The 15,477-nt window shown below is 45.8% G+C and carries 16 protein-coding genes and 2 tRNA genes; 9 read left to right on the top strand and 9 right to left on the bottom strand.

Annotated features, from left to right (window positions below; all coding sequences use genetic code 11):
* Position 1: 1 nt before the first annotated feature.
* Positions 2 to 622 (top strand): thiol:disulfide interchange protein DsbA/DsbL, encoded by a 621-nt coding sequence (locus tag Q4B79_RS01350; RefSeq protein ID WP_303084627.1) that lies wholly within the window; start codon positions 2 to 4, stop codon positions 620 to 622.
* Between the two features lie 38 nt (positions 623 to 660).
* Here Q4B79_RS01350 and Q4B79_RS01345 read toward each other — a convergent pair whose 3' ends face one another.
* Positions 661 to 1,254 (bottom strand): YigZ family protein, encoded by a 594-nt coding sequence (locus Q4B79_RS01345; RefSeq protein WP_303084626.1) that lies wholly within the window; start codon positions 1,252 to 1,254, stop codon positions 661 to 663.
* Positions 1,255 to 1,343: 89 nt separating this feature from the next.
* Here Q4B79_RS01345 and Q4B79_RS01340 point away from each other — a divergent pair, with 89 nt between their 5' ends.
* Genes Q4B79_RS01340 through Q4B79_RS01330 form a run of 3 tightly spaced genes read left to right on the top strand, consistent with a single transcriptional unit; the run spans position 1,344 to position 2,765 of the window.
* The gene (locus Q4B79_RS01340; protein ID WP_303084625.1) at positions 1,344 to 1,604 is read left to right on the top strand and encodes a hypothetical protein; all 261 of its coding nucleotides are present in this window, start codon (positions 1,344 to 1,346) and stop codon (positions 1,602 to 1,604) included.
* The gene (locus Q4B79_RS01335; RefSeq protein ID WP_303084624.1) at positions 1,597 to 2,058 is read left to right on the top strand and encodes a GNAT family N-acetyltransferase; all 462 of its coding nucleotides are present in this window, start codon (positions 1,597 to 1,599) and stop codon (positions 2,056 to 2,058) included. The genes Q4B79_RS01340 and Q4B79_RS01335 overlap by 8 nt, the downstream gene beginning before the upstream one ends.
* Positions 2,059 to 2,060: 2 nt before the next feature.
* Positions 2,061 to 2,765: a pseudouridine synthase gene (locus Q4B79_RS01330; protein WP_303084623.1), complete on the top strand. Its 705-nt coding sequence runs from the start codon at positions 2,061 to 2,063 to the stop codon at positions 2,763 to 2,765.
* Between the two features lie 126 nt (positions 2,766 to 2,891).
* Here the strand turns inward: Q4B79_RS01330 and Q4B79_RS01325 are convergent.
* Together Q4B79_RS01325 and Q4B79_RS01320 are read right to left on the bottom strand one after the other, a co-directional pair.
* Positions 2,892 to 2,968, bottom strand: a tRNA-Arg gene (locus tag Q4B79_RS01325).
* An 83-nt stretch (positions 2,969 to 3,051) separates the two neighbouring features.
* Positions 3,052 to 3,141 (bottom strand) — tRNA-Ser (locus tag Q4B79_RS01320).
* 182 nt (positions 3,142 to 3,323) lie between these two features.
* On the opposite strand from Q4B79_RS01320, the gene Q4B79_RS01315 reads away from it, so the two are divergent.
* Entirely contained in the window at positions 3,324 to 4,316 is a 993-nt protein-coding gene (locus Q4B79_RS01315) for a thioredoxin fold domain-containing protein (RefSeq protein ID WP_303084622.1), read from the top strand.
* Here the strand turns inward: Q4B79_RS01315 and Q4B79_RS01310 are convergent.
* Positions 4,309 to 4,911 carry a dual specificity protein phosphatase family protein gene (locus Q4B79_RS01310; RefSeq protein ID WP_303084621.1) on the bottom strand — a complete coding sequence of 201 codons (603 nt, stop codon included), beginning with the start codon at positions 4,909 to 4,911 and terminating at the stop codon, positions 4,309 to 4,311. The genes Q4B79_RS01315 and Q4B79_RS01310 overlap by 8 nt on opposite strands.
* A gap of 156 nt (positions 4,912 to 5,067) precedes the next feature.
* Positions 5,068 to 5,760 carry an aspartate/glutamate racemase family protein gene (locus tag Q4B79_RS01305; protein WP_303084620.1) on the bottom strand — a complete coding sequence of 231 codons (693 nt, stop codon included), beginning with the start codon at positions 5,758 to 5,760 and terminating at the stop codon, positions 5,068 to 5,070.
* A gap of 337 nt (positions 5,761 to 6,097) precedes the next feature.
* On the opposite strand from Q4B79_RS01305, the gene gyrB reads away from it, so the two are divergent.
* The 4 genes from gyrB to Q4B79_RS01285 all read left to right on the top strand — a co-directional run bounded on the left by gyrB (position 6,098) and on the right by Q4B79_RS01285 (position 10,427).
* A complete protein-coding gene (gyrB, locus tag Q4B79_RS01300; RefSeq protein ID WP_303084619.1) occupies positions 6,098 to 8,536 on the top strand; it encodes a DNA topoisomerase (ATP-hydrolyzing) subunit B in 2,439 nt (812 codons plus the stop codon).
* Positions 8,536 to 8,952: a hypothetical protein gene (locus Q4B79_RS01295; protein WP_303084618.1), complete on the top strand. Its 417-nt coding sequence runs from the start codon at positions 8,536 to 8,538 to the stop codon at positions 8,950 to 8,952. Before gyrB ends, Q4B79_RS01295 begins: the two co-directional genes overlap by 1 nt.
* 111 nt (positions 8,953 to 9,063) lie before the next feature.
* Positions 9,064 to 9,765 carry a hypothetical protein gene (locus tag Q4B79_RS01290; protein WP_303084617.1) on the top strand — a complete coding sequence of 234 codons (702 nt, stop codon included), beginning with the start codon at positions 9,064 to 9,066 and terminating at the stop codon, positions 9,763 to 9,765.
* A 29-nt stretch (positions 9,766 to 9,794) separates the two neighbouring features.
* The gene (locus Q4B79_RS01285) at positions 9,795 to 10,427 is read left to right on the top strand and encodes a hypothetical protein (protein ID WP_303084616.1); all 633 of its coding nucleotides are present in this window, start codon (positions 9,795 to 9,797) and stop codon (positions 10,425 to 10,427) included.
* A gap of 23 nt (positions 10,428 to 10,450) precedes the next feature.
* On the opposite strand, the gene Q4B79_RS01280 is transcribed toward Q4B79_RS01285, so the two are convergent.
* The 4 genes from Q4B79_RS01280 to Q4B79_RS01265 form a co-directional block, all read right to left on the bottom strand.
* A complete protein-coding gene (locus tag Q4B79_RS01280; protein ID WP_303084615.1) occupies positions 10,451 to 11,560 on the bottom strand; it encodes a metallophosphoesterase in 1,110 nt (369 codons plus the stop codon).
* A 265-nt stretch (positions 11,561 to 11,825) separates the two neighbouring features.
* Positions 11,826 to 12,806 (bottom strand): YheT family hydrolase, encoded by a 981-nt coding sequence (locus tag Q4B79_RS01275; protein WP_303084614.1) that lies wholly within the window; start codon positions 12,804 to 12,806, stop codon positions 11,826 to 11,828.
* A gap of 95 nt (positions 12,807 to 12,901) precedes the next feature.
* Positions 12,902 to 13,549, bottom strand: a complete 648-nt coding sequence (locus Q4B79_RS01270) for a DnaJ domain-containing protein (protein ID WP_303084613.1) — start codon at positions 13,547 to 13,549, stop codon at positions 12,902 to 12,904.
* Entirely contained in the window at positions 13,546 to 15,477 is a 1,932-nt protein-coding gene (locus Q4B79_RS01265) for an ABC-F family ATP-binding cassette domain-containing protein (RefSeq protein WP_303084612.1), read from the bottom strand. Before Q4B79_RS01265 ends, Q4B79_RS01270 begins: the two co-directional genes overlap by 4 nt.

Below are 15,477 nucleotides of genomic sequence, written 5' to 3'. Positions count from 1 at the left end.
CATGAAAAACACCCTTAAATTTACCGCACTAGCCTTAGGTATGGGCTTATCAAGCATGGCATTTTCTGCTGATTTTGTGGAAGGTCAAGACTACCGCGTGCTTGACAAACCCGAAAAAATCGCAGGCGATGTCATCGTGGTGCGTGAGTTTTTTTGGTATGGTTGTCCGCATTGCTACGCCTTAGAACCACACATGCAAGCATGGGCAAAAACTCGTGCCAAAGACGTGGCATTTTTCCGCACGCCTGCTGCCATGAACCCTGTTTGGGAAGTGCCGGCTCGTGGTTTTTATGCTGCACAGCTCATGGGTTATGAAGAAAAAACCCACCAAGCATTGTTTGATGTCATTCACAAAGACAAAAAGCCCATCGACCGCTCCAAAGAGGCCTTAGCGGATTGGTATGCCAGTAGAGGGGTAGATAAAGCCAAATTTAACGCTGCTTACGACTCTTTTGCCGTCAGCACCAAAATTGAACGCTCAAAACAAGGGGCAAAAAACTACCAACTGACTGGCGTGCCTGCGGTGGTGGTGCATGGCAAATATGTCGTAACAGGTTCTGATGCCAAAGTTACCCAAGTGGTTGATTTTTTAATCGACAAAGTTCGTGAAGAGAAAAAATAAAATACCCCAACATCAAATCCGTACCACTGGTGCGGATTTTAGTTTTTAACAATCTCCCCAAACACGCCCAAACTCACCCCAAATTGCTCTACTTTTTCGCTGTCCATCTGCACACTCATGATGACATGTTGCCCATAATCTGCCGAGACGATGCCCCCACTCACCTGCCCCACCAAATAGCGGATTTGAGCCTCATGGGAAAAGGAAGTGGCGACTTGGATAAGCGATTTTGGCACAAATGTCGTAAGCCTCATCTCATCTACTACCATCTGTGTGGCGGTGGCATAGGCACGAGTCAGCCCACCCGCCCCCAACTTTATCCCGCCAAAATACCGCACTACAATCACCACCGTATTGCCAATGGCTTTATGTTGTAAGATATTTAAAATGGGTCGCCCTGCTGTACCATTGGGCTCGCCATCGTCATCAAAGCCTGCCGAAGTCGTATTGTTGGGGTCGCCAATGATATAACCATAGCAAACATGGCGAGCGTCTGGGTAGGTGGCTCGCAGTTGTTCCACGTGGAACATTAACTGTTCACGGCTGTCAATGGGGTAAGCAAAGGCAAGAAATTCACTCTTTTTTATTTCGTAAATGGCTTGACAGGGGGCAGATAAGGTGGCGTAGGTCATTTGTGTTCAAGGTGGCAAAAAGCCTATTTTAGCAAAAATTGGCAAATTGTGCTAAGATATAACCATTAAACTTAATAAAGAGAGAAAAAATGATTTTGGATTTACCACCCCATATTGAACAAGTGATTATTGCCAAAGCCCAATCACAAGGCATTAGCCCTACCGAGCTTATCGCCCGCGATTATGGCGAACCAGACATTTTTGCTGAAATGGAAAAACACGGCTTAAACAGCGATGGTGTAAACATTGTGCTGACAGACGAAGATGCCAGACGCATTCAAGAGCATTTAGACAGCCCTATTCCGCCTATTATACAAGAGCTTTTGGCGGAGATACGTGGCAATGTTTGAAATTCTAAACAAAACGCACAACCGCACCAGTTTTGATTGCGGTAATGAGCCAATCAACGCCTACCTAAAAACAATGGCAAATCAACATGCCAAAAAGGGTATGAGCGTTACGCATATTTTGGCACAAAATGACGCCGTTGGGGCATTTTACACCTTATCCAATATGCACATCAATAATGACGAGCGTAAGTTGGCAGGTTATCCTAGCGAAGTGCCTGCCATCTTGATTGGGCGAATTGGTGTAAACAAACCCTTTCAAGGTCAAGGGTTATTAAAAGAAGTATTAAAAGACGCCTTAAAAAATGTCATACAGCTGGCAAAAATCAGCGGTATTGCCTTTGTAGTGGTGGACGCCAAGACTGACCAATTGGTTAAATTCTATCAATCGGTAGGGTTTGCGTCTTTGGCGGATAGGCGTTTGGTGCTTGCCGTCAATAAAATTTATAAGGAATAATAATGCGACTAGACAAATTTTTAAGTAAAGCCACCGAAATTTCCCGTAGCGACTGCAAAAAAATCCTACACAGGGGCGAAATCACGGTCAATGGCGACATCATCAAAGACGGCAGTTTTCATATTAATGAAGCGACCGATGAGATTGAATGGGCGGGCGAGCTATTATCGGTTGCGACAGGCAACCGCTATATTTTGCTTTATAAGCCCGAAGGCTTTGAATGCACGCTCAAAGCCAAAGAATACCCCATCGTTACTGACCTCATCGAAGTGCCTTCCGTTGCAAGCCTACGCATTGCAGGGCGACTGGATGTGGATACCACAGGGGCGTTGCTACTCTCCGATGACGGGGCGTGGCTACATCGCATTACCAGTCCCAAACGCCATCAGCCTAAGGTCTATGAGCTGACCCTTGCCGACAGCGTGAATAGTGAGACCCAAGAGCGAATGATAAAAGAAATCGCCAAAGGCATTATTTTAGAAGGCGAAACTGAAAAAACCCGCCCTGCCGAATTGTCTTTTACGGACGACACGCACGCTACCTTGACCTTGACCGAAGGTAAATACCATCAAGTGAAGCGAATGATGGCGTATTTTGGCAATAAAGTGATGGAGCTACACCGAGCTAGCATTGGCACAATCACGCTTGATGGGTTAGAGATGGGCGAATGTCGGTTTTTGACGGCAGATGAGATTGAGCAGTTTTAACTTGGAGTGATGCTGAGACGGGGCGTAGACATAAAATAAACGCCCTTAGCTTATCTTAACCCAAACTCAACCTGAATACCCACAAACGAAAAAAACCAAAACTTCTCAGTTTTGGTTTTCTTAATGTGGCGCACCCGGAGAGATTCGAACTCCCGACCCCTTAGTTCGTAGCCAAGTGCTCTATCCAACTGAGCTACGGGTGCAATTTAGACTTATCAACCAGTCTTGGTGGCGTATTATACAGCAAAAAACCACCTTGTCAAGCAACTTTTGAAAATTTTTTAAATGGCGGTGACGGAGGGATTCGAACCCTCGATACAGTTTCCCGTATGCATCCTTAGCAGGGATGTGGTTTCAGCCACTCACCCACGTCACCGTGTTTATTGACAAATGTCAAAAGCTGTGGTCGGTTATTATAGCAATATTTTAAAAAATTGCAATAGATTTTTGGATTTTGTGTGATTTTTTTTACAACTTACTAAAATTTAACAGTTTTTCTTAAAAAATGAATTTATGCTATAATCAGTCAAGTAAAAATCTCATCATTTGGTCTCATTCATGAAAAAAATTTTTTTGGGTTTATTTATTGCACTTTTACCTCTTGGTGTTTTGGCAACCAATACCACAACCCCCCAAGCCATCAGCCAAGACACCACTTGGCACATCAAAAACACCCTAAAACACATCGGTCTAACCTCATCAGTACACACCATCACAAATTCACAAATTGATGGGCTGTTGGAGGTAAGTTTGGGTAGCGGTGAGGCATTTTTGGTAACACCCGACGCTCGTTATATTATCAATGGTATGCCAGAGACCAACCCCAGTTTCGTTTCTCCAGCCAAAACATCACCAGCCAAACACATCAGTGGCACGCCCATAGACCCAGACCACCAAAAGGCACTATACGCCAACCTACGTGCTTTTGAAAGCATTGACTTGGACACGGTATTTTTTTACACCAGTATTGAAGGGTTGTTATGGGCGGTAGCAAATAATGGTACACCGTTTTTGATAAGTAGCGACGGACAATATGTCATCGGTGCAGACATTGGCGTGATAGAACATGGTAAATTGGTGGGGCTTGATGATGAATTTGAAATCAATAAAAACAAGCACACTCTAAGCATGCTTGATGAAGCCACACTTACCATGTACCCTGCAAAAACGCAAAGAGCGGTGCTGTATGTCGCCACAGACATTCATTGCCCATACTGCCGCATACTACACCAAAAAATTCCAGAACTCAACGCCAAAGGTATTACCATTAAGACCATCGGCTATCCTGTGTATGATGAGTCATTTATACCCATGACCCAAATTTGGTGTCAGCAAGATAACGCCAAGCGTGCCAACCTACTAAATCTTGCCATGAAAGGGCTTAATGCCACACAATCCTGCCAAGATAAAGACAGTCTGATTTCTAAAAATATCGCTCTTGCTCGCCCATTAACCATCATGGCGACCCCTGCCATTTATAATGAGCATGGAGAAGTCTTTACAGCAAAAATCAGCGTTGAGAATTTGATGGATTTTGTAAGGCTTAAATAGGCTCTTGGGTGGATTTTAGCTTGTCGAGTTCTGCTTGCACCTGCATGACCCCAAGTGGACTTAGCATGTTATCTAGGTTTTTCCAAATCTTATGAAAACCATAACCACCATGCTTCATCTCGTCTCGCGCCATTTCAATATCCCAACCTTGATAAATCACACGATACATGGCGATAACCACCCCTGTGCGGTCAGCCCCATGATAACAATGCACCAACACACTACCTTGTTGTTTGCCCTGCTCAATGGCGTATAAGGCACGTGCGATTTGGGCGGGGCGTGCTTGCCATGTCAAAATAGGCTCATTGATGAGCGTAATAGACTCATCAAAAATCTGTGCATCTTTATCTTGGTTTTTGTATTGTAGGTTAATCACGGTTTTGATGTTTTTGCTGACCATCATAGGCACATCATCGGCGATGGGCATTTCACTGCGATAGACCCCATCGTCAACCTCATAAAAATTGGCATCTGATTTGATGACATTTGCCCAATGCGTCGGTCGTGGCGATGTAGCAGGATAGGTTGCACAGGCAAACAAATGAAGCGACAAACACACCACCACCAAGTTTTTTATAGACATCATAATCGACATCTCAACTCCTTTAATATCACACATTTATCATTCAATATATATAAAAACAACCAACGCTCGATGAGTGTTGATGATGGATAAATGCTTATCATTTAATTATTTCTTGATTGGCTTGTCTTATTATAACATCACACCCAAAACAGCACACCAACAAAATCACGCCCCCAAAATAAAATCCACCGCCATATCAGCATGCAACCTAGCAGTATCAAAAACAGGCATGTCCAAATCCTCTTGATTGATAAGCAGTCCAATCTCCGTACAACCCAAAATCACCCCTTTCGCCCCTTGTGATTTTAATTCGGCAATGATTTGCAAATAACGCTCTTTGGAATTTTTACAAATTTGACCAACACACAACTCATCAAAAATAATGCGATGAATGTCGGCTCTCTCATCGGGGTTTGGCATGATGGTCTCAATGCCAAAACTTGCCAAACCGTCTTTATAAAAATCTTGCTCCATGACAAACTGCGTGCCAAGCAACGCCACTTTGTCAATGTTTTGGGCTTTAATGGCGTGGGCGGTGGCATCGACAATGTGTAAAAATGGTACAGAAATACTCGCCAAAATCTCGGGGGCGTTCTTGTGCATGGTGTTGGTGGCAAGCAAAATCCCGTCCGCCCCAATGCTTTGGAGTTTGACCGCCATGTCCGCCAAAATCTGCCCTGACGCTTGCCAATCGTCCGCCTTTTGGCATTTTACAATCTCTTCAAAATCCACGCTATATAGGATAATGGGGGCGGTGGTGTTTGCTCCTTTGACTTCATTGATTTTTTGGTTAATCAGAGTGTAATAAGTGGCGGTGCTGGCAGGCGACATACCACCCAAAATACCCAAAGTTTTCATTGAAATTGTCCTTATCATGATAAAAATTTGTTTAAAGGCAAGATGCGTAATACGCACCGTTTAAAGTCTAAACCATTGCAATATGCACCTTACGCCCAAAAATGAATTGGTGGCACTTTTAAGCTGTTTGAGTATAACATAACTCACACCAACGAATAAATGACGAAACCGATTTTCTATCCAAACCCAAATTGTTCCACGTGAAACATACCGCCTATTTTGGCGGTTGTCGCCACCATTTTACCGTGCTTTTTTGCCCAAAAAATGCTATAATAATCCGCAATTTTGGTTGATTTTTTAATATTTTAGCCACCCCTATTTTTAAGAGAATTAAGTTATGAGTGAGATTTCAGCGAGCGAATATAATGCCAGTAGCGTGCGAGTGCTTCGTGGACTTGAAGCGGTGCGAGTGCGTCCGGGGATGTACATTGGCGATACCGATGATGGTTCGGGACTACATCACATGGTGTTTGAGGTGGTGGATAACGCCATTGACGAGGCACTCGCTGGCTACTGTGATGAGGTACTTGTAACCATTCATGCGGACGAGAGTGTGTCGGTGGCGGATAACGGACGAGGCATTCCTGTGGACATTCATCCAGAGGAAGGCGTATCGGCGGCGGAGGTCATCATGACGGTGCTACACGCTGGCGGTAAATTTGACGACAATAACTACAAGGTCTCTGGCGGTCTGCATGGCGTGGGCGTGTCGGTGGTCAATGCCCTATCGTCCAAGCTGACACTCAACATCTGGCGAGACGGCTTTGCCCACACCCAAGACTACACGGACGGCGTGCCTGATTTCCCCCTAAAACAACTCGAACCCACCACCAAAAAAGGCACGCAAGTGCGTTTTTATCCGAGTGCGGAGATTTTTAGTGGGACGATTTTTGATTGTGATATTTTAGCCAAACGCCTAAGAGAATTGTCTTTTTTAAACTCTGGTGTACGCATTGTGCTGACCGATGAGCGAGACGGCAAGCAGTTTGTGTTTGAGCATAAAGGCGGTTTGGGCGAATTTGTCGGCTACATCAATGACGGCAAACAAACCCTAAACGACATTTTTCATTTTACCGCACAATCCAATGTACAGGGCACCGACAACATTGGTGTGGAAGTCGCCCTACAATGGTCGGACAGCTATAACGAAAAAGTGCTGTGCTTTACCAACAACATTCCCCAAAGAGATGGTGGCACGCATTTGTCGGGCTTTCGCTCGGCACTGACTCGCTGTCTTAATCACTACATGGAGAGTGAGGGTATTGGCAAAAAAGAAAAAGTCCAAGTCACAGGCGATGATGCTCGTGAGGGCTTGGTGGCGATTGTGTCGGTCAAAGTGCCTGACCCCAAATTTAGCTCACAAACCAAAGATAAACTCGTATCCAGCGAAGTCAAATCCGCCGTTGAGACGGTCATGCACGCCAAACTCTCTGAGTTTTTACTCGAAAATCCAGCGTCCGCCAAAGCCATTGCCGGCAAAATCCTAGACGCTGCCCGTGCTCGTGAGGCTGCTCGTAAAGCAAGAGAGATGACCCGCCGTAAAACCACGCTCGACATCGCAGGACTACCTGGTAAATTGGCAGACTGCCAAGAAAAAGACCCTGCCTTATCCGAGCTGTATCTGGTGGAGGGCGACTCGGCAGGTGGCTCTGCCAAGCAGGGGCGTAGCCGTAAAACCCAAGCCATCTTGCCATTAAAAGGTAAAATCCTAAATGTGGAGCGAGCCAGATTTGACAAAATGCTCTCATCAGCCGAAGTGGGCACACTCATCACCGCTTTGGGAACTGGTATCGGTAAGGACGAGTACAACCCTGACAAGCTCCGCTACCACAAAATCATCATCATGACGGACGCTGACGTGGACGGCTCGCACATTCGCACGCTTCTACTAACTTTCTTTTTCCGTCAAACACCAGAACTCATCGAACGAGGGCATATTTATATCGCCCAACCCCCACTTTATAAAATCAAAAAGGGCAAACAAGAACTCTACCTAAAAGACGATGACGCCCTAAAATCTTATCTACTGTCGTCTACCATTGATGACAATCAATTATTTTTGGATAAGGACACGCCTGCCATTAGTGGGCTTGCCTTAGAAAGGCTATTAAATGATTATAACCAAGCCCAAACCACCAAAAATCGCCTTAGCCAAAAATACCCAAGTGTGCTGATTGATGCCCTAACCTTTGTACCCAAGCTAGATGGCGATACCCTAAAAAACAAAGCGGCACTTACGGCGTGGGCGGAGCAGTTACAGCAGGTGCTGGACGACAAAGCAGGCAACCTAAACCCCAAAGTGAGCTTAGAGCCATTGGGGGGCGATGAGGCAAGCGAAGTCTTTTTACCAAAAATTACCCTATTTATCCACCAACTGCCTCAATATCATACGCTTGACCCCTTATTTGTCGCGTCTGGCGAATATGCCAGACTGCTTAGACTCTCAACAAGCTGGAACACGATTTTGACCCCTGATAGTTTTATCAGACGAGGGGGTAAGGATTTTGCCGTGAAAGACTTTGACCACTTATGGGAACAAATCATGGCGGAGGCTCGTCGTGGGCTTGGCATTCAGCGTTATAAGGGTCTGGGCGAGATGAATGCCGACCAGCTTTGGGAAACCACCATGAATCCTGAAACTCGTCATATGCTCAAAATCACGATAGAGGACGCCATTGAGGCTGACCGCTTATTTAACTGTCTCATGGGCGATGAGGTTGAGCCAAGACGCGTCTTTATTGAGGAAAATGCCTTGAATGCGGACATTGATGCGTGATGAAAAAGACAAAAATCCTGCTCGGCGTGGTGGGATTTTTGTTCATGATATTTGTTATGGGGATTGTTTGGCAAGTAGCAACGGTTGGCGGTGTTGCCCCTGACCCCAAATTTCTTGAAAAGGCAATTTCCAAAAGTGCTTTGACCCATACCGACATTCCAAATGACACCATGCATAGCGACATCATACAATATCAATGCCAAAGAATGCCAAATGGACAAAGGGTGTTTGATTGTCAAATGACCATGTTTTATGACAGAAAAACAGGTACAGATAAAATCATCACTCATCAACTCACGGTTGAGCCAAGTGGCAATCTTTGGGGCGAGCGTTGGCGATTGTTAGACGTAAAAACGCCAAACATCGCCGATAAATCACATGGTACATTTGCCCCAAATGCCAATGCTAATCCATGAAAGCACCAGCTTTGGGAAACCACACAACCCCAAAAACTGCGACATGCTTGAAAATATCATTGGTTTGAGCCACACAGAATATTTATTGAATAAAATGCGTTGAACACGGATATGAACACCCAATACCATGCCATAAAAATAGTAACAAAACTCCTAATAGGCACAATTTTTTGCCTAAGTACATTGGCTTATGCCCAAGTATTGCCAGAGGGTCGCTTTCAAGGCTTTGATGTCTTGCAAATGGGCAGACCTTTATCAGCAGAGTTTGACGACACATCACAAATAGTGGTTAATGACATACTTTTTCAGTTTATTGGGTTAAAATCCGCCTACACTCACCACACAATCGGAAAAGATTTTAACATCACGGCTCGTGTCATCAATGAAAAGCCTCATGATTTTTTAATCGCCCTCTCTATGGTGGGTTGTCAAAACTATCATAAAATCACGCCTGACTATGTGATTGTTGATGCATTAAATGATGTTGATGCATGGAAGGATTGTACTTACCCAAAGGCAAGCGACCAAGAGGACGAACGATTAAGGCATTTATTGGCAGACAAACAAGCTAATAATCCACAAAGCAATGCCTTTGCCCATCGTGATGTCATGACATGGATGACACATCATTTGGGTGTCAACATGGTCTATCACAAACGCTCATTTGGCAATTTAAATAACACCCAATACAATGGCAAAAACATTCATGCCGTTTTTATGGCAGAGCTTGATAAGCATTGTTTAACCCATCGTTTTGTCAATGATAATTTTGTGGTGCTTGTACCACTTAACACCTGTCAACCCCATTATTAACCCATTTTACACTTGGGAGTAACTCAATCATGAACATCTACCGCCTAAAAATCTCCCTTGCCGAGCCGTTTTTGCCCCTTACCGAGCTACATCGCTTGGTGGATATGGATACTACGATGTCGTTTGGCGAACTTGCCACGCACATTGGGTCGGTGTTTGGCACGATAATGGCAGATTGGCGATTTTTTATCAGTCGCATTAAAACGGATAATTTGGCAAAATTACAAGCATTTGACAGCATTCATGCTGACAACGACACCGCTTTTAATACGCTTGATTTGAATGAAAAAGACTATTTTTACTTAAAAAGCGATGGCTATCTGTATCGAATCCGCATTGAAAAATCAAGCGACAACGATGCCAACGAGCGATTTATACTCATCAAATCAGTAGGCGAATTACCAAATATTACATCTGACACACCAAACCCCAACGTCAGCCCAGAGCTTGATTTTGAATTGACACTCATATCTGCCATGATGCTTGTGGTGGGCGACCCACAAAACCCCATCAGCTTTGGCGAGCTGGCAGAAAGCGGTGTCGCTGACGAACTGGTGGCACGAGGACTAATAAAACCCTGTGTCCACCCCTCCCAAAAAGTCCGTGCGACCGCCTTGGGCAAAGATGAGCTGATGAGAGTGATGAAAAAACTAGGGATTTAGCTCTCATGTATCTCTCCTAATCATCATTTATCCAAAATATCATTACCCATAATATCAATAATCCACGCCTCTGATTGAGAGCCTAGACGAAACGGTATGCCCCAAAAGCCATAGCCCGATGACACCACCACATGTGTGCCGTTGATTTGTTCGTGTCCATAGGCGACACGGTTTAGGGCTTTGACGATAAAATTGGCAGGAAAAACTTGCCCGTTGTGAGTGTGTCCTGATACCTGCAAATCAATCGGTAGTTGGACATTTTCATCAATCTGACTTGGGCGGTGGTCAAGTAGTACCGTCAAATGATCCGTATCTACGCCCGCCATGAGTTCGTGTGTGGCTTTTCGTTCTTGATAATGGTCATCATAACGCCCGATGATGGTAATGGGTGTGCCGTTGATGGTCAACGTGTGTGTTTTGTCGTCAAGCAAAATCGCCCCACTTTCACGAATGGCAGAGACGATGGCGGAGCGTTCGTTTTCTTTGTACAAATCATGATTGCCTAGACTGGCAAAAAGATTGCCATTGGTGGATTGGACAAGTTTGGCAAATGCCACGTCCATACCTTCATCATAATAAGCGTGCGTATCATCGTCCATGATGTCCCCCGGCATGATGAGCATGTCGGCTTTTTCGTGGGTAAGAATGTCGGTCAGGCGGTTCAGCTGACGCACGCCCACCAAACTCCCTAGATGAGTATCACTCACCATAGCAATGCGAACGGGGTTGATGGGTTTGTCAATCTGTAATGACAAATAACGCACGGTCGGCGTGTAAGCATTATAAACCGACAAGCCCACAAGACTGACAAACGCCCCCACCCCAAACAGTCGCACCATGCCATTGGTGGCGGTGTCCACCCCTGCCCAGCGTGCCACGCCAATGATGGCAAGCGTGATGATGATGGCAAGCATACCAAGCCACAGCACCGCCAGATAACCCATGCCAAAACGAAACAAGCCCACAAATAACGTTGCCAAAAACAGATGAGAGAGGATAAACATACCAATCATCACCGCATTTTTGGCGGTGGGTAGGTAGGGTTTGATGAGCCAAAATAGCCCCTTTGCCCCCACATAAGTAAAAATTTCAATCAATAAAATCGTGATGGATAAAAAGAAAAGTCGTCTCATAAATCAATGATAAATAATATAAAAAGTTATAGTGATGGAGTTTTGTGATCAATAAACTTTAAAATCTGCAAAAGTGTGTATCACGTACCAGTCAAGAAACTGGCGTTTCAAATGGTGCGGTACACACTTGATGGCTTGCGGTGTTTTGGCGTTCATTTACCATAAAATAATGGTGCATGATACATGCCTACGGTTGGTGATTTTTGGGGTTTGTGAATGTATTTTTCCACCATTGCTGGTGGAAAATATCCAATGACATGAGTGATTAGCCGTGTTTTTTAAGCTCAAAAAAGTCAAGCACTTGACGTGGTACAAAGCCCATGTCAAAATTTTTGGTGGCATAATCATAATCTAAAAAGCCAATATGTCCGCCATATCTGGTGTCTAGCAAACGCACATCATCAGACACGTCCGAGTGTTCAGCAGTCAAGCCCAAAAAGGGGTCATCTTGGGCGGTGATGATGAGTGTGGGTTTGTTGATGTGGATTAAAAAGGGTAAAGCGGACGACTGGCGATAATAGTCGTTTTTGGAGCGAAAGCCATGACGGGGGGCGGTAAAGACATTGTCAAAATCGCCCAAGCGTTTGGCGGATTTGAGGGTGGTCATCTCATCAGCGGTCAGGCGGTTGTCTAGGGCTTTTTTGATGATGGGATTTAACAGATAAGGCGCGTAAATGTGTCGCCCAAGCAGTCGCTCCATGGCAATCGATGAGCTTGCCAAATCCACAGGGGCGGACACAACCACCGCTCGCTGACAAATCACGTCTGTGCCATATTCGCCCATGTATTTGGCAAGGGCATTGCCCCCGAGCGACACGCCAACAGCATAGATGTGGGCGAATTCTTGGGCGAGTATTTGTAGGTTGTGGTGGAGTTCTTTGGTATCGCCTGCGTTGTAAAACACCTTGCCCGACACCGCCACGCCACCGCACGAGCGAAAATGTGGCACAACAAAATGGCAGTCTGCTTCGTTGACCGCTTTTGCTAAATTTTTGGCATAATGGCTCTGGCTCGACCCTTCCATGCCGTGAAATAGCACGATGAGCGGTTTTTGGTATTTGCCGTCCACCTTGACGTCATCGGTCAAGAGATAATCAAACGCCACATCGCTTTCATTTAACGAGTCTTTGATGAGTTTGCGTGTATAATTGGGCGTGTATTTGACGACATAGCGGGGCAAAATGGTTTGCAAATGAGGGTTTTTGAGCCAAAGTGGCGGACGAAAATCGGTGGCGAGTGTTGTCATAAATCTTTCTAAAAATAATGTACAAATGTACATTTTGTCATATTTACGATAAATTTTCAATGTCAAAATCGTGACAATGTATGACATTGATGATTTTATTTTTCCACTTTTATCACAAACCACACCGCCACACCCCCAATCGTGAGCTTGATTTGTGAGCCGTCTGTCAGTCCCTGTGGGAGCGTGGTGCGAACGGTGCGACCTTGATGAGTAAAGGTGATTTGTCCGCCCTGCTGACTAAGCTCCCTACTGATGACGAGCGTGGGGAAGGTGTCTTTTGGGGGTCTGCTCGCTTCTTTGGCAGTTTGGGCGATGATGGTTTGGGCTTTGGCAAATAGGGTTTTGGCGTTTTTAAAAATGCCCTTATCGGCCTGCCAGTCTTTGTGCAATTCGTGCATACGCTTTTCGGCAAAATGGGCAAATTGTTTGGCTTTGATGTCAAATTTTTGCAAATTTGCCATGACGGTGGGCGATTTTTGGAGTTCTTGGTTGATTTTTTGGGTCAGTTTGCCCACCGCACTAAAATAGACGGCATGATACACGTCATATTCAGCGCGTTTTTTGGGGTCTTTTAGGGTGGCGTAGGCTTCGTTTATTAGCACGATTTGTCCGCCTTCGCCTGCACGGTCGGGGTGGTGGCGTTTGGCAAGCTGGCGGTAGGCGTGCTTGATGTCGTCCGTGCTGGCGGATTTTGGCACGCCTAAAATGGCATAATAATCGTGTTTGGGGGGCTGTTTTTTCACGACAAAGCATTCTCCAACGTTTCAAGTTCGTCCATTTTTAGAAGTAAAGTCTCTTCGATGTCTGCCACTTGTTTTTGCCATTCGCTTTGTTTGGCAAGTAGGCTTAACAATTTATCCTTATTGTCATCATCGTAGAGACTTTGGTCGGATAAGGCGTGTTCAATCTCGCCAAGCTCATTTGTTAGTTTGTCGAGCTCTTTTTCTAGTTTTTCAATCTCTTTACGAAGTGGGGCGGTTTTTTGGCGGTTTTCGGCATTTTTTTTGCGAATTTCTTCTTTGGATAGGGTAGGTTTGTCGCTGACGGTTGTGGTAGTGTCGGCTTTGGTCTCTTTGATTTCTGCCTTATTTTGGGCGACTTTGGCAAGGCGAGCCTGACGCAAATGCTCGGCATAGTCCGCCATGTCGCCCGTAAATTCGTCCGCCCGTCCGCCCGCCACCAACATGAGATTGTCGCAGACGTTCATCACCAAATCCCTATCGTGCGACACCAAAATCAACGCCCCCTCAAAGTTTTGCAGGGCGAGCATAAGGGCGTTTCGCATGGATAGGTCAAGGTGGTTGGTCGGCTCGTCCAGTACCAGCACGTTGGGGCGTTCCCAGACGATGAGAGCGAGTGTCAGCCGTGCTTTTTCGCCACCAGAAAACAGACGACAGGGCGTGTCAATTTTATCGCCACGAAAATTAAAACTGCCTAAAAACGACCGCAACTCGGCATCCGATGTCGTGCCAGCCAGTCGCCGAAGTAAAATGAGCGGGGTGGCAGATTCGTCCAATGCATCCATTTGGTGCTGGTTAAAATAGCCCAGTTTTAGGTTGTCGGAGACTTTGTGCGTGCCAGCGATGAGTGGCAACTCGCCAACGAGTGCCTTGATGAGTGTGGATTTGCCTGCCCCATTTGCCCCAAGTACGCCAAGTCGTGTGTCGGGCGTGACTTGTAAATTGACCTTATTTATCAAGGGCTTATCATAGCCGATAGACGCATTATCTAGGCTGATGAGCGGTGATGAGATGCAGTTGGGTGGATAAAATTTAAAGGTAAATTCGCTGTCTGCCATGACAGGGGCGATGTCGGTCATGTTAGCAAGCTGTTTGACACGGCTTTGGGCTTGTTTGGCTTTGGTGGCTTTTGCCCCAAAACGGCGAATGAAGTTTTCAAGGTGAGCCTTAATCGCTTCTTGGCGTTCAAAGGCTTGGGCTTGTTGGGCTAAGCGTTCGGCACGCGTGCGGATAAACTGGCTATAATTGCCTGTATAAAGGGTGATTGTGCCGTGTTCGATGTGGGCGATGTGCGTACAAATGGTATCCATAAAGGCTTGGTCGTGGCTGATGACGATGATGAGACCGCCAAATTTACCAAGCCAATCTTCGAGCCATAAAATCGCATCCAAATCCAAATGGTTGGTCGGCTCATCAAGGAGCAGTACGTCCGCTCGGTGCATGAGCGTGCGAGCTAGGTTTAATCGCATACGCCAGCCACCTGAGAACTCACGCACCTGCCTGCCATGTTCATGCTCACCAAAGCCAAGCCCTGATAGGATTTGCCCTGCTTTGGACGGGGTGCGGTAGCCGTCTATCTCATCAAAGCGTTGGTATAGGGGGGCGATGTCAGCTTGGGCGAGGTTAGTTTGGTTTGTAAGTTTGGCATTTAGCTCATACCATTCCTCATCGCCTGATAGCACATAATCTAGGGCGGTCATGTCGGTGGCTTCCACTTCTTGTGCCATGTGGGCGATTTGCCAGTTTTTTGGCATGTCAATCGAGCCGACATCTGTGCCATAGTCGCCAAGCAAGGTGGCAAATAGCGTGGATTTGCCTGTGCCGTTGTTGCCTGTCAAGCCGATGGTTTGACCTTGATGAAGTTGTAGGCTAACTTCGCTAAACAAAAGCCGACCGTCTCGGCGAATGGCGACATTTTTTAGTTCTATCAT

The organism is Moraxella sp. (genome assembly GCF_030525845.1).
Taxonomy (GTDB): domain Bacteria; phylum Pseudomonadota; class Gammaproteobacteria; order Pseudomonadales; family Moraxellaceae; genus Moraxella.
The sequence above is the reverse complement of the archived record's forward strand: the minus strand, read 5'-3'. Positions and strand labels throughout refer to the sequence as shown.

Excerpts from the sequence above, each read along its gene's own strand:
- Q4B79_RS01350 (WP_303084627.1), top strand. The coding sequence starts at position 2 with ATGAAAAACACCCTTAAATTTACCGCACTAGCCTTAGGTATGGGCTTA.
- Q4B79_RS01345 (WP_303084626.1), bottom strand. The coding sequence starts at position 1,254 with ATGACCTACGCCACCTTATCTGCCCCCTGTCAAGCCATTTACGAAATA.
- Q4B79_RS01340 (WP_303084625.1), top strand. The coding sequence starts at position 1,344 with ATGATTTTGGATTTACCACCCCATATTGAACAAGTGATTATTGCCAAA.
- Q4B79_RS01335 (WP_303084624.1), top strand. The coding sequence starts at position 1,597 with ATGTTTGAAATTCTAAACAAAACGCACAACCGCACCAGTTTTGATTGC.
- Q4B79_RS01330 (WP_303084623.1), top strand. The coding sequence starts at position 2,061 with ATGCGACTAGACAAATTTTTAAGTAAAGCCACCGAAATTTCCCGTAGC.
- Q4B79_RS01315 (WP_303084622.1), top strand. The coding sequence starts at position 3,324 with ATGAAAAAAATTTTTTTGGGTTTATTTATTGCACTTTTACCTCTTGGT.
- Q4B79_RS01310 (WP_303084621.1), bottom strand. The coding sequence starts at position 4,911 with ATGTCGATTATGATGTCTATAAAAAACTTGGTGGTGGTGTGTTTGTCG.
- Q4B79_RS01305 (WP_303084620.1), bottom strand. The coding sequence starts at position 5,760 with ATGAAAACTTTGGGTATTTTGGGTGGTATGTCGCCTGCCAGCACCGCC.
- gyrB (WP_303084619.1), top strand. The coding sequence starts at position 6,098 with ATGAGTGAGATTTCAGCGAGCGAATATAATGCCAGTAGCGTGCGAGTG.
- Q4B79_RS01295 (WP_303084618.1), top strand. The coding sequence starts at position 8,536 with ATGAAAAAGACAAAAATCCTGCTCGGCGTGGTGGGATTTTTGTTCATG.
- Q4B79_RS01290 (WP_303084617.1), top strand. The coding sequence starts at position 9,064 with ATGAACACCCAATACCATGCCATAAAAATAGTAACAAAACTCCTAATA.
- Q4B79_RS01285 (WP_303084616.1), top strand. The coding sequence starts at position 9,795 with ATGAACATCTACCGCCTAAAAATCTCCCTTGCCGAGCCGTTTTTGCCC.
- Q4B79_RS01280 (WP_303084615.1), bottom strand. The coding sequence starts at position 11,560 with ATGAGACGACTTTTCTTTTTATCCATCACGATTTTATTGATTGAAATT.
- Q4B79_RS01275 (WP_303084614.1), bottom strand. The coding sequence starts at position 12,806 with ATGACAACACTCGCCACCGATTTTCGTCCGCCACTTTGGCTCAAAAAC.
- Q4B79_RS01265 (WP_303084612.1), bottom strand. The coding sequence starts at position 15,477 with ATGATAGAACTAAAAAATGTCGCCATTCGCCGAGACGGTCGGCTTTTG.